The sequence below is a fragment of the Desulfoluna sp. HI9BLuna genome, from assembly GCF_056829775.1.
The window spans coordinates 2,086,518-2,099,307 of record NZ_CP186555.1 but is presented as its reverse complement, the minus strand read 5'-3'; the positions used below and the strand labels follow the sequence as shown (position 1 = coordinate 2,099,307).

At 58.6% G+C, this 12,790-nt stretch carries 14 protein-coding genes; 13 read left to right on the top strand and 1 reads right to left on the bottom strand.

All coding sequences use genetic code 11. The features are described 5' to 3' along the window. The first annotated feature begins 220 nt into the window (after positions 1-220). The 11 genes from ACOYW0_RS08440 to ACOYW0_RS08390 all read left to right on the top strand — a co-directional run bounded on the left by ACOYW0_RS08440 (position 221) and on the right by ACOYW0_RS08390 (position 9,151). Positions 221-610 (top strand): NADH-quinone oxidoreductase subunit A, encoded by a 390-nt coding sequence (locus ACOYW0_RS08440; RefSeq protein WP_482418087.1) that lies wholly within the window; start codon positions 221-223, stop codon positions 608-610. Continuing rightward, the gene (locus ACOYW0_RS08435) at positions 607-1,185 is read left to right on the top strand and encodes an NADH-quinone oxidoreductase subunit B (protein ID WP_482418086.1); all 579 of its coding nucleotides are present in this window, start codon (positions 607-609) and stop codon (positions 1,183-1,185) included. Before ACOYW0_RS08440 ends, ACOYW0_RS08435 begins: the two co-directional genes overlap by 4 nt. 63 nt (positions 1,186-1,248) lie before the next feature. Further along, positions 1,249-1,692 (top strand): NADH-quinone oxidoreductase subunit C, encoded by a 444-nt coding sequence (locus ACOYW0_RS08430; RefSeq protein ID WP_482418085.1) that lies wholly within the window; start codon positions 1,249-1,251, stop codon positions 1,690-1,692. A 68-nt stretch (positions 1,693-1,760) separates the two neighbouring features. Next, positions 1,761-2,879 carry an NADH-quinone oxidoreductase subunit D gene (locus ACOYW0_RS08425; RefSeq protein ID WP_482418084.1) on the top strand — a complete coding sequence of 373 codons (1,119 nt, stop codon included), beginning with the start codon at positions 1,761-1,763 and terminating at the stop codon, positions 2,877-2,879. A gap of 2 nt (positions 2,880-2,881) precedes the next feature. Next, complete coding sequence (gene nuoH / locus ACOYW0_RS08420; protein WP_482418083.1) at positions 2,882-3,862, top strand: NADH-quinone oxidoreductase subunit NuoH; 981 nt, start codon at positions 2,882-2,884, stop codon at positions 3,860-3,862. After that, complete coding sequence (locus ACOYW0_RS08415) at positions 3,859-4,299, top strand: NuoI/complex I 23 kDa subunit family protein (protein WP_482418082.1); 441 nt, start codon at positions 3,859-3,861, stop codon at positions 4,297-4,299. The genes nuoH and ACOYW0_RS08415 overlap by 4 nt, the downstream gene beginning before the upstream one ends. Further along, positions 4,296-4,814: an NADH-quinone oxidoreductase subunit J family protein gene (locus tag ACOYW0_RS08410; protein ID WP_482418081.1), complete on the top strand. Its 519-nt coding sequence runs from the start codon at positions 4,296-4,298 to the stop codon at positions 4,812-4,814. The genes ACOYW0_RS08415 and ACOYW0_RS08410 overlap by 4 nt, the downstream gene beginning before the upstream one ends. Further along, positions 4,811-5,128: an NADH-quinone oxidoreductase subunit NuoK gene (gene nuoK, locus ACOYW0_RS08405; protein ID WP_482418080.1), complete on the top strand. Its 318-nt coding sequence runs from the start codon at positions 4,811-4,813 to the stop codon at positions 5,126-5,128. The genes ACOYW0_RS08410 and nuoK overlap by 4 nt, the downstream gene beginning before the upstream one ends. Before the next feature lie 474 nt (positions 5,129-5,602). Next, a complete protein-coding gene (locus ACOYW0_RS08400; RefSeq protein WP_482418079.1) occupies positions 5,603-7,129 on the top strand; it encodes a monovalent cation/H+ antiporter subunit D family protein in 1,527 nt (508 codons plus the stop codon). Continuing rightward, entirely contained in the window at positions 7,129-7,377 is a 249-nt protein-coding gene (locus tag ACOYW0_RS08395; protein WP_482418078.1) for a hypothetical protein, read from the top strand. Before ACOYW0_RS08400 ends, ACOYW0_RS08395 begins: the two co-directional genes overlap by 1 nt. Further along, positions 7,364-9,151 carry a Na(+)/H(+) antiporter subunit D gene (locus tag ACOYW0_RS08390; protein WP_482418077.1) on the top strand — a complete coding sequence of 596 codons (1,788 nt, stop codon included), beginning with the start codon at positions 7,364-7,366 and terminating at the stop codon, positions 9,149-9,151. The genes ACOYW0_RS08395 and ACOYW0_RS08390 overlap by 14 nt, the downstream gene beginning before the upstream one ends. An 87-nt stretch (positions 9,152-9,238) precedes the next feature. Here ACOYW0_RS08390 and ACOYW0_RS08385 read toward each other — a convergent pair whose 3' ends face one another. Continuing rightward, positions 9,239-9,520 carry a hypothetical protein gene (locus ACOYW0_RS08385; protein WP_482418076.1) on the bottom strand — a complete coding sequence of 94 codons (282 nt, stop codon included), beginning with the start codon at positions 9,518-9,520 and terminating at the stop codon, positions 9,239-9,241. 42 nt (positions 9,521-9,562) lie between these two features. Here ACOYW0_RS08385 and ACOYW0_RS08380 point away from each other — a divergent pair, with 42 nt between their 5' ends. Beyond that, a complete protein-coding gene (locus tag ACOYW0_RS08380) occupies positions 9,563-11,137 on the top strand; it encodes a complex I subunit 4 family protein (protein ID WP_482418075.1) in 1,575 nt (524 codons plus the stop codon). Between the two features lie 211 nt (positions 11,138-11,348). After that, a complete protein-coding gene (locus tag ACOYW0_RS08375; RefSeq protein ID WP_482418074.1) occupies positions 11,349-12,776 on the top strand; it encodes an NADH-quinone oxidoreductase subunit N in 1,428 nt (475 codons plus the stop codon). Positions 12,777-12,790 lie beyond the last annotated feature (14 nt).

Below are 12,790 nucleotides of genomic sequence, written 5' to 3'. Positions count from 1 at the left end.
GTTCCTCGCAAAATGCCTTGACATCTCCCCTGTTGTGGGACTAAGCATGAATGAGATTTATCCGAAATGCCTAGTCCCTCCGCTGAGAGGGCCCTTCGATTTTTGCAGAACGCTTCACCCCCGCAAGTTGACGACCACCGGCAGTACCTGACCCTTTGGCCTGGCCTTTTTTTTGAGTCGGTATGTAACGATGTTCGCGAGACGGTATGGAGAATCGCTTATGGAATCGACATTGGCTCTGGATTACATCTATGTCATGTTTTTTATCCTGGGCGGGTTTATCGCCGCCTTCCTTCCTTTTGTCATCGCCTGGATGCTCCGCCCCGCAACTGTCGTCACCCCCCGCACCCACCAGACCTACGAGTGCGGTATCGAGCCCTTCAACCAGATGTGGGACTACCGCTTCGGAATTTCCTATTACCTCTATGCCCTGATCTTTTTGGCCTTTGACGTGGACGTTCTCTACCTCTTTCCCGTGGCCACGGTGTTCAACGCCGTCCCGGGCATGCGCGGGGCCGTGGAATTTTCCATTTTCATCGGCATTCTCAGCCTGGCTGTGGTCTACGCCTGGGCCAAAGGGGTCTTTACCTGGGAGAAGAGAAAGCAATGAAAGAGGTCGAACGCTACGCCCAGTCGTTGAGGCATGAAGCCGAAGCCGGTGCCGTCGCTGAAGAGGGGGGCGGCATCCTGGGATTTCCCCTGACCCGGCAGGTACTCCAGGTCTGCCAGGCCAACTCCCTGTGGCCCATGACCTTTGGTCTGGCCTGCTGCGCCATCGAGATGATGGCCACGGGCATGGCCCGTATGGACATGGCACGCTACGGCGCCGAGGTCTTCCGGCCCTCAGCCCGCCAGTGCGACCTGCTCATTGTCTCCGGCACCGTGACTAAGAAGATGGCACCGGCCCTCATGACCCTTTATGAGCAGATGCCCGCCCCCAAGTGGGTCATCGCCATGGGTAACTGCGCCATCTCCGGCGGTCCCTTCAAGGTGGAAGAGAACTACAGCGTCATCGAAGGGGTGGACACCCTGATTCCCGTGGATATCTACATCCCGGGATGCCCACCCCGGCCCGAAGCCCTCATTGAGGGGATCCTCAAGCTTCAGGAGAAGATCGCTGGCAAACGGCACCCCTGGCCCCAGCGGCGGTTCAAGAAAGAGACAAGAATTCATCCCATTGACTGAGTCTGCGGCGTACGTTCCCGTACGGCGTGATCTGTGAGGTGCAGTGTGAAGGCAAGCGATGCGGTGGCAAAATTATCGGAGGCCGGGTTTTCAGCAGAACCCTCAGCCGTCCATGAAACCGGGGTCCATGTCCTGGTGACCCTTTCGGCAGAGCAGGTGCGTCCCTTTGCCGAGTGGCTGAAGGGGGCAGGGTTTTTCATCGACTTTGTTACGGCCGTGGACGTCTCTCCTGCCCTTCAGGTCATCTACCAGTTTGCCCATTACGATGCCCCCTGCCGCATCAACGGCAGGACTTCGCTGCCCGAATCGGGGACCCTGGAGACCATCAGCGATATCTTCCAGGGGGCGGACTGGCACGAACGGGAGACCCGGGATTTTTTCGGGGTGGTCTTCTCCGGGCATCCCAACCTGACTCCCCTGATTCTCTGCGACGAAGACAAAGACTTAAAGCCCCTGCTCAAAACCGAGGCAAAACGCAAAGCCGCGGACAGCATCGGGTGGGGATAGCCCGCCTGAGGGCCCTGTGACGCTAAACAGGCCCGCGGCATGAAACGGCACACCAACACGGAGCAGCCATGGTAACCAAGCTCGAAAAAATCGCCGGTCCAAGGCACCGGTTCCTGCTCAACATGGGTCCACAGCACCCCAGCACCCACGGGGTCCTGCGCGTGGTGCTGGAGATGGACGGCGAATACGCCATGGCCTTGGATCCGGTGTTGGGCTACGGGCACCGCATGCATGAAAAGATGGCCGAAGGCCGGCCCTACAACGGCTTTTATCCCAACACCGGGCGCATGGATTACCTGGGGGCGATTCTCTTCAACCACGGCTATGTGGGGCTTCTGGAGCGTGTGTGCAAGGTTTCAGTCCCGGAGCGGGCCGAGTACGTGCGGGTAATCACCTCAGAGCTTAACCGCATCGCCAGCCACCTGGTGGGCATTGGGGCCTACGTTCTGGACCTGGGGGCCTTTACCCCCATCCTCTACGCCTTTGACGATCGCGAAAAGATCCTCGATATCCTGGAGGAGACCACGGGCTCGCGCCTGACCTACTGTTACCTCCGTGTGGGTGGGGTGACAAAAGACATCGACGACACCTTTATCCGAAGGACCCGCAGCTTCATAGACCGCATGCGATCACGGCTCCCCATGTACCGGGACCTGGTCACCGACAACATCATCTTTTTGCGGCGCACCAAGGGCATCGGCGTCATCGACCGGGACATGGCCGCGCGATACGGGGTGACAGGGCCCGTGCTCCGAGGCTCGGGCATTGCCTACGACGTGCGCAAGAGCGAGCCTTACTCCATCTACGATCGCTTTGACTTTGAGGTCCCCGTGGGTGAAAACGGCGACTCGTTCGACCGGTACATCGTCCGGATCCGGGAGATCGAGCAGAGCCTGCGCATCATCGAACAGGCCCTGGACGGGCTGCCCGAAGGGCCCGTCATGGAGAAGACCAAAAAACTGAAGCTGCCCGCCGGGGCCTGCAACTTTACCGTGGAGGCGGCCCGCGGCTCCCTCTCGTACTATCTGGTAGGGGACGGCAGCGACACCCCCTATCGCCTCAAGGTGAGGGTGCCCTCTTACAGCAACCTGAGCCCCCTGCCCGAACTCTGCAAAGGGATGCTCCTCTCGGACCTGGTGACGGCCATGGGGAGCCTGGACCTTGTGATCCCGGAAATCGACAGGTGATTATGGACACGATACACTTTTCTTTCGGCGACATGATGCGGCTGGTGATCGCTTTTGTGATGCTCATCTCCCTGGTGTTTATCAACGCACTGGTCATGGGCTACCTGGAGCGCAAGGTTGCGGCCAGAATCCAGCGGCGCTGGGGACCCATGGAAGTGGGCGTCCAGGGCTGGCTCCAGATGGTCATCGACGGCATCAAGATCATCGCCAAGCAGCTTATCGTCCCCAGGGACGCCGATCGCACTGTTTTTCGCGTGGCGCCTCTGCTCTCCTTTACCCCGGTGGTGCTTCCCTTCCTGGTGATGCCCTTCTCCAAAGGCCTGGTGGGGCGGGACATCAACCTGGGGCTCATCTTCGTGCTGGCGGTCTCCTCCATCAACGTGCTCTCCATTTTTGTTGCGGGGTGGGCCTCCAACAATAAGTACTCCCTTTTCGGATCGGTACGCTCGGTCTCCCAGAACATCGCCTACGAGATCCCCATCCTTTTGTCCCTGCTCTCGGTGGTGCTCATCACCAATACCTTCAGCATGCAGGGCATCGTGGCCGCCCAGGGGAAGGTGTGGTTCGTCCTGGTTCAACCCGTGGCCTGCCTTATCTACCTGATCTCGGCCACGGCCGAGACCAACCGGGCTCCCTTTGACCTGCCCGAGGCGGAAAGCGAACTCACCGCCGGGTACCACACCGAGTACAGCGGGTTCGGGTTCTCCCTGTTCATGATCGCCGAGTACGGCAACATGTTTATCGTCTGCGCCGTGGCCACGGTGCTCTTTTTCGGCGGGTGGCACGGCCCCTTCAGCGGGGAGTACTTAGGGGCCCTCTGGTTTCTTCTGAAGGTGTTTCTCCTGATGCTTACCATGATCTGGGTCCGCTGGACCTATCCGAGGGTGCGGTTCGATCAGCTCATGAACCTTGCCTGGAAATACCTGATCCCCTTTTCCCTGGTGAACCTTCTTTTAACCGCGTTGGTGGTGGCGTTGCTATGAGTGGATACTTCAGCGATCTGATAACCGGAAGCAAGAGCCTGCTGGTGGGCCTGGGGGTCACCTTCAAAGCCATGGTCTCTCCCGTGGTGACGGTGCAGTACCCCCGGGAGAAGATCGACGTGACCCCGTCGGTCAGGGGCCACATCGACCTGGTAAAGGACGAGACCACAGGGACCCACCGGTGCATTGTCTGCCTCTCCTGCATGAAGATCTGCCCCTGCCAGTGTATCACCGTGGAAGGGGAGAAGCAGGAGGGTGTCAAGGGCAAGGTGCTGACCCTGTTTACCCTGGATTTTACCAAGTGCAGCCTCTGCGGCCTCTGCGTGGAATCCTGCAAACCCCGGGCCATCGATTTTTCCAGTGAATACGAACTGGCGGGCTTCTCCCGGGAGGAGTTCTTCTATGACCTCCTGAAACGCGTAAAGGAGCGGGAATGAACGTGTTGATGGATCTCTTATTCTTTGGCTTTCTCGTGCTGACCATGGCAGGGGCCTTACTGGCCGTGCGGGCCGGGGTGCTCATGCACGCCGTTTTAGGATTGGCCGTCTCCCTGCTCGGTGTGGCCGGCCTCTACCTCTACCTGGGGAGCCCCTTTCTCACCCTTATGCAGGTGCTCATTTACGTGGGGGCCATTTGCGTGGTGCTCGTTTTCGGCATCATGGTGGGCTATACCCCCAACGAGGTGGCGGAAAAGGTGCCCATGGGCCGCTATGCCTTCCTGGGCCTTGTGGCCTCCGGGGCCGCTGCCTTCTTCCTCATGGTCATGGTCATCGGTCAAACCGACTGGGTCCCGGCTCCTGAACGCCTGGGGGATTTATCCATCGAGCTCGTGGGCAAAGGCCTTCTTCTCACCTGGTGCCTTGCCTTTGAGATGATCTCCGTGGTGCTTCTTGTGGCCATCGTGGGGGCCATTATCCTGGCCCGGGGCGGGCGCGAGGAGGTGAACCCATGAGCTTTCACGCCACTCTGGACACCTATCTGATCCTGGCCCTTTTTCTCCTGATGATGGGCATCTACGGCATGATCCGCCACAAGACCTTCATCGGTATGCTGATCTCAACGGAACTGGTCCTGAACGGCGCAGGCCTCAACTTTATGGCCTTCAATAAATTCCTGGCCCCGGACCCCGCCGTGGGCCAGATCTTTACCCTCTTTATCATGGGCATCGCCGCCGCCGAAGCCGCCATCGCCATCAGCTTTATCCTGGCGGTCTACAGAAAGTTCTCCTCCGGCGACCCCAGGGACGTGACCGACTTGAAAGGGTAGTGGCTAAAAAAGGTCTGTGGTGAAAGGCGTTTCAAAAAGCCTGCCTTCTATGGCTAAAGTCGGGAGCAAAAGCAAGCCTCCGGCGGCGAGGTGAGCCACCTCGAAAGCTGGTTGCCCTTGCGCTTTACCCTTCGTTCCTCAGGGCAAAGCGCAAGGGCCTTCGACTCGGGCTTCGCCCGACACAACCGCTGAAGGTGTGTGCGATCTGGCACACAAGGTTCGACCCAACTCGATACGTTGTCGCTACTTGACCATTTCAGCGTGTTTTTAGAAGAATGAAATGAGCTTCTCTGCAAAGACAGTTGCCAAATGTCACACATCACGCGAATGCCCCGATAACGCAGGTAGAATGGCTGCCTCCATGCATTCGCCTCAGGGTTTCAAGGTGTCCCCACCTTGCCGCCGGAGGCTTTTTTAATCTGAATAGTTACGCTTTTTCTAACCCAAACAGTGACCCTCACAAGGCTGATAGAGATGATTGAGACGACTCCCGGCATGTTGATACTCACCGCTGTCATTCCCATGGTGGCGGCTTTTCTGGTGATGATCTCGGGCAGGCGGCCCAACCTCCGCGAGGCGTGGTCTGTGGTGGGGGCGGTGCTGACCTTTGCCTCGGTGGTGAACCTGGCGCCCAGGGTATTGGGAGGGGAGGTCCTCTCCTATACCTATGCGGAGATTCTGCCCGGGGTGGGAGTGACCTTGAAGCTCGACGGCCTGGGGCTCATCTTTGCGGGCACCTCCTCGTTTCTCTGGATCCTTGCGGCCTTTTACTGCGTGGGGTACATGCGGGGCCTTGAGGAACACGCCCAGACACGGTTTTACGTTTGCTATGCGGCGGCGGTGGGAGCGGCCATGGGCGCGGCCTTTGCCGGGAACCTGTTTACTCTCTACCTCTTTTACGAGATCGTTTCGGTGGTCACCTATCCTCTGGTGATGCACCATCAGGACGCAGAGGGCTACGAAGGGGGGAGGAAGTACCTCATCTACCTCTTTTTTACCTCCAAGGCCTTTCTCCTGACGGGCATGGCCCTGGTGTACCTCACGGCAGGGACCCTGGATTTCGGCTCCGGCATCATGGACGGGATTTTCCCGGCGGGCACCGGCAAGGTTTTGGTGGTGTCGAGTTTCCTTCTCTTTCTCTTCGGGTTTGCCAAGTCCGGGGTCATGCCCTTTCACAACTGGCTGCCCTCGGCCATGGTGGCACCCACCCCGGTGTCGGCCCTGCTCCACGCGGTGGTGGTGGTAAAGGTCGGGGTCTTTTCCACGGCCCGGGTGATGCTTTCGGTTTACGGGGTAAACCTTCTCCACAGCACGGGGCTGGGGCTTTTCACCGCTTACTTCGTCAGCTTTACCATCCTCTGCGCCTCGGTCATCGCCCTGACGAAAACCAACCTCAAGGCCCGTCTTGCCTACTCCACGGTGAGCCAGCTCTCCTACATCCTGTTGGGGGTGGCCCTTCTGACCCCCACGGGAGTCACCGGGGGCATCGTGCACATCACCAACCACGCCTTTTCCAAGATCACGCTCTTCTTCTGCGCCGGGGCCATCTTTGTGGTCTCGGGCAAGAGCGATATCCGGGAGATGGGCGGGCTGGGGTACCGCATGCCCTGGACCATGGGGGCCTTTGCCCTGGCTTCCCTTTCCATGATCGGGGTGCCGCCGGTGAGCGGGTTTGTGAGCAAGTGGTACCTTGCCCTGGGCACCATGGAGATCCACAACGGCATTCTGCTCACCGTGCTTCTGGTGAGCAGCCTTCTTAATGCGGGATATTTCGTGCCGGTGGTGATCAAGGCCTTTTACGGCGCGCCCCTTCCTGAAGACCAGGGCAAGACAGGAAGCCTGGAGCAGACGCCCCTGGCCCGTTTCATGGTGGTGCCCTTGACGGTCACCGCTATTTTTTCGGTGCTGTTCGGGCTCTATCCGGATCTTTTTTTCAAACTCATCTCGGTGCTTGATGTGGGCTTTTTCACCGGGCTGACTCAGGCGACAGCGGGGTTGTGATGGTCAAATTCATAGGCTTTTTACGAAACCGGTCCGGGCTTCTTACCTGGCTCTTTTTCCTCTGGCTGGGCTTTACCGTTCTTTTTGACGTCACGATTTCCCGGCACGACCCCCATTTTTTCGGGGACAACGTCATCGGGTTCTGGTCGGCCTTCGGGTTTTTGGGCTGCCTTGGGATGGCGTTTGTCTGCAAGGGGATCTATCACCTTTGGCTGATGCAGGATGAGGACTACTATGACAAGTCATGAGCTGTTCATGCACCCCACCACCTGGTTTTTCCTGGCAGCGGTGTCCATGCCCCTGTTAAAGCGGATCCACCCCGTGCTCATGAAGCTGGCGCTGGTGGGAGTTCCCGCTCTTTCCATCGTGCTGATCTACCAGCTTCCGGAGAGCTTCGGCACCGTGACCTGGATGGGGTTTGACCTTGTCTTCGGACGGGTGGACAAGCTGACCTTTGTCTTTTTGAATGTCTTCACCCTTATGGCCCTTATCGGGGGCTTTTACAGCCTTCACGTCAAAGAGAGCGGCCACCACACCGCTGCCTTTCTCTACGTGGCCGGCTCCATTGGGGTGACCCTTTGCGGGGATTACCTCACCCTGTTCGCTTTCTGGGAACTCATGGCCTTTGCCTCCACCTTCCTTGTCTGGTACCGAAAGAAGAAAAAATCCGTTGAGGCAGGATTTCGGTACCTGCTGGTGCACACCGCAGGGGGGCTAGTGCTTCTGGCGGGCATCTTTCTGCGCTACCAGAACGTGGGCCTCGAAGGGCTGGCCTTTGAGCAGATCGCCCGGGACGGCGCCACCCTGGCCGATTACCTCATTATGATCGGGTTTATGCTGAACGCTGCCGTGCCCCCCATCCACGCCTGGCTCCCCGATGCCTACCCCGAGGCCACCGTGGCAGGGGCCGTCTTTATGTGCGCCTTTACCACCAAGACAGCCGTCTATGTCCTGGCCCGCGCTTTCCCCGGATTCGAGGCCCTGGCCATCCTGGGGGCCATCATGACCCTCTACGGCGTTGCCTACGCGGTCATCGAAAACGACGCCAGGCGGATCCTCGCGTATCACATCGTCAGCCAGGTGGGATACATGGTATGCGGCATCGGCATCGGAACCGCCATGAGCATCAATGGCGCCTGTGCCCACGCCTACGCCCACATCCTCTACAAGGCCCTTCTCTTCATGGGCGTGGGAGCTGTCCTGGAGATGACCGGAAAATCCAAGCTGAGCGACCTGGGCGGGCTGTGGAAGCATATGCCCTGGGCCATGGTTTTCACGGTCATCGGTGGCATCTCCATCTCGGGCTTTCCCCTGACCAGCGGGTTTGTGAGCAAATCCATGATCATCGCAGGGGCAGGGGCTGACCATCGGCCCGTGTTGCTGGTGATGCTCACCCTGGCCTCGGTGGGGACCTTCCTGTCCGTGGGCATCAAGCTGCCCTACTATATATGGTTCGGCAAAGATTCCGGCGTGGAGGGGCGCGAGGCCCCCTGGAACATGAACCTGGCCATGGCCGTCGCTGCCTTTTTTTGCTTCTTCCTGGGCTTCGGGCCCGGCACGCGCTGGCTCTACCAGATGCTTCCCTTTGGCGTGGGCTACCATCCCTACAGCGCCTATCATCTTTCCGAGACGTTTCAGATTTTAAGTTTCACAGGCTTAGGTTTCTACCTCATGGTGAAGAAACTGACTCCCGAAGACCACATGAGCCTGGACCTCGACTGGTTCTACCGAAAAGGGGCCCGTGTGTTTATGTGGGTGGCGTCAAAACCCATCCACGCCTTCAACGAATGGATGGACAATGTCTACCGCACCATTGGCACCCCCCTTTCCATGGTCCTGGCCAGGGCCTTTACCTGGTTCGATAAAGAGGGGATCGATTTTACCATCGACGGGTCCGCACGGCAGGTGGTGGAAGGCGGCAACAAACTCCGGCAGGTCCAGACCGGTCAGGTCCAGCAATACATCGGCAGCGCCGTGGCCGCCATCTTCGTGATCCTGGCTGCTGTCGTCTTTTTTGTGTAATCGCAGGGGGGGCCTCCGGCGGCCAGGGGATAAATCCCCCGGACCCCAAGGTACGGGAATGCTCTGTACCTTCGTTCCTCAGGTCCATCACATTCCCTGACGGGCTTCGCCCGTGGCAAGTACAGGGTGCATGATTACTGGCAGGTACATGCTGTTGGTATGGTCAATGAATTGTAAAAATGAGGATGTGTGTTTTTTTAGCGATGGAATTCGAAAGTCTGCACCTAAACCGACCGACTTCCTTACGGGCGCAGCCCGAGCCGAAGGCCATTGCGCTTTGCCCTGAGGAACGAAGGGCAAAAGCGCAATGGCAATAAGCTTTCGAGGTGGCTCACCTCGTCGCCGGAGGCAGGTTTTTTCTTTAATCATAGAAGGCTCATTTCTTTCTCGTTTTACTGACATTGGGGACGTATGGACACCTATCTGATTGCAAACACGTTGGGCTATCCTGTTTTATCGATCCTTGTGTTGTTGCCGCTTGTGGGGGGGCTGGTGACCTTTTTCCTTCAGGGGGAGAAGGTTTTGAAGGCATGGGGGCTTGTGGTGACCACGACCACGGCGGTGCTTTCGTTGCCTTTGTACACGTCCTTTCAGCACGGCACGGCCCTGTACCAGTTTGCCGAGGTGGCCCATTGGTTTCCCTTCCTTGACCTGAGTTACGTGGTGGGGGTGGACGGCATCAGTGTTCTTCTGGTGCTGTTGACGAGCCTTATCATGCCTTTATGCGTTCTCTGTTCCTGGACGTACATCACGGAGCGCCACAAGGAGTTCATCTGTGTGCTGCTTCTCATGGAGGCTTCCATGATCGGGGTCTTCGTGAGTCTGAACCTGGTCCTCTTTTTTATCTTCTGGGAGGCGATGCTGGTGCCCATGTACCTGCTCATCGCTGTCTGGGGCGGGGAGCGTCGGGACTATGCCTCCATCAAGTTTTTTCTCTACACCCTTTTGGGCAGTGTTTTTCTGCTGGTCTCCATTGCGGTGCTCTACATCCGGTGCGGGACCTTTTTCATTCCGGCTTTGATGGACGTGGGCTTTCCCTTTGGCTTTCAGGTGTGGCTCTTTCTGGCCTTTACCCTGGCCTTTGCCATCAAGATACCCATGTTTCCATTGCACACCTGGCTTCCGGCGGCCCACGTGGAGGCCCCGGTGGCCGGCTCCGTTATCCTGGCCAGTATCCTGTTGAAGATGGGGGGCTACGGTTTTTTGCGGTTCTGCCTGCCCATGACACCTGCGGCCACCCTTTATTTTGTGCCCTGGCTCATCGGGCTTTCCCTGATCTCCATTGTGGCCGGGGGCTACCTGGCCCTGGGCCAGAGCGACGTGAAAAAACTGATCGCCTATTCCAGCGTGGGGCACATGGGGTTTGTGACCCTGGGGATTTTTCTGTTGACCACAGGGGGGCTCCAGGGGGCCATGCTCCAGATGGTCAACCACGGCATTGTCACCGGCGCTCTCTTTATCCTGGTGGGGATTATCTACGAGCGCACCCACAGCCGGGAGATCGAGGAGAACAAGGCCCTGGGCATGCTGATGCCCGCCTATGTCTCCTACCTGGTCGTCTTTTCTCTGGCCTCCTTCGGGTTTCCGGGGACCAACAGCTTTGTGGGGGAGTTTCTCGTGCTCGTCTCGGCCTTTAAGGTGAGCACCACCGTGGGGCTCATCGCCATTTTGGGGGCCATCCTGGCCGCGGCTTACATGCTGCGCCTTGTGCAGGCCATGGTCTGGGCCGACTCCGACGGGCACGCCCACGCTGATGACGGCAAGGGGCACACACTCTGGGACCTGAACCTGCGCGAAATCGTGACCCTGGGCTTTTTGCTGGTCTTTGTCTTCTGGATCGGCCTGAATCCCAAGCCCCTGATCCGCGTCATGGAGCCCAGCCTCGCCCACCTGCTCCAGCAGGTGGAGGAGGCACGTGAGCTCCCCCATGGCACCTTGCACTCTTCACTGGAACCGGGGCTTCGCACGGACAGGACGCAGCCGTAAGGATTAACACAAAAGCCTGCCTCCGGCGGGTCGCTTTTTGAAAAAAGCTCCGCAAAAACTTTCCGGTTACTCGTCAGGCTAAATCGATTGGTAGACAATGACATTCGAGTGAGCCGAAATCGTTCTTGAAAACCTGTTTGTCAAACTTTTCAAAAGTTTGGCCCCCGGCAGGGCCGCCGGAGGCATAAGCTGAATTGGGGATGGGATGAACATGCTGATTTTTCTGCCTGAGTGTGCGTTGATGGCCATGGCGCTGGTGCTTTTTTTCGCGAGCCTTGCCTCCTGGAATGTGAAGCGTGTGTACGGGGCGTCCCTTGTCATGGGGGCCACGGTGGTGGTGTGCGCGGTGGCGTCCTGGGGCCAGGAGGGGGACCTGTTTTTCGGGGCGTATCAGGTGGACGCCTTTTCCCAGCTCTTCAAGATCGTCATTACCATGGGGCTGTTTGTGGTGCTGGTCATGGGGGAGGGGCTCAAGGGCATTGAGGAGAAGCTGCGGCCCGAGTACTTTCTTTTTGTGACGGTGAGCGCGGCAGGGCTGGTGTTTCTCTCCAGCGCCGTGGAGCTCATCACCATCTTCATCAGCCTGGAGGTCTCCTCCTTTGCCCTGTATGTGATCATTCCTTTTCGAAAGGCAGGGGCCAGGCATCGGGAGCAGATGGAGGCTGGGATCAAGTATGTGCTGTTCGGGGCCATTGCCAGCGGCATTTCTCTGTTCGGCATGAGCTATGTTTTCGGCATCGCCCACACCACGTACCTTGCCGAGCTGGGGGCCGTGGTCCCGGGCCTGCTTGGGGCAAGCCCCATGCTCATTGTGGGGCTGGTGATGATGCTGGCCGGGTTTTTCTTCAAGCTGGCCCTGTTTCCCATGCATTTCTGGGCGCCGGATGTCTATCAGGGGGCGGCCAACGAGACCGCCGGGTTTGTGGCCACCATTCCCAAGGCAGGGGCCGTGGCCCTTCTCATCCGGTTCATCTCCCTTGCCGCCGGGACCGAGCTTGGGGATTTCAACTGGATACTGGCCTCTTTTGCGGTTTTTTCCATGGTGCTGGGCAACCTGTCGGCCCTGGTGCAGGAGGACGTGAAGCGTCTTCTGGCTTACTCCAGCATTGCCCACGCCGGGTACGTGATGGTGGCCCTTCTCTGTGTGAACCTTCTGGGGTTTGCCACGGCGGTCTACTACATCGCCGGGTACATGATGATGAACCTGGCCTGTTTTTACGTGGTGTACCATGTGGGGCAGGAAGGGGAAAATGTGACCATGGACTCCCTGACCGGGTTGTATCGGCGTTCTCCCATGCTGGCCCTGGTCCTGGCCGTGGGGGCCTTTGGCATGGCCGGGATTCCGCCCACGGTGGGTTTTTTCGGCAAGCTGTTCATCTTCACCGCCGCCATTCAAAAATCCCTTTACGCTCTGGTGATCATCACCGTGATCAACGCCGGGATTTCCGCTTTTTACTATCTGAAGCTGGTGCGCGCTGCCTACTCCCCGGCAGAGGACCCGGGCGAAACCCTTCCCGTGGGCAAGCCCGCCTCGCTTCTCGGCATCGGCCTCATGGCCGCCATCCTCCTGGTGGGGATTTTTCCCCAGTTTTTCATGGAGGTGGCGGAAATGGCGGTGGGAACCCTGATGGTGCGATAGACGGTTTGTTGTGC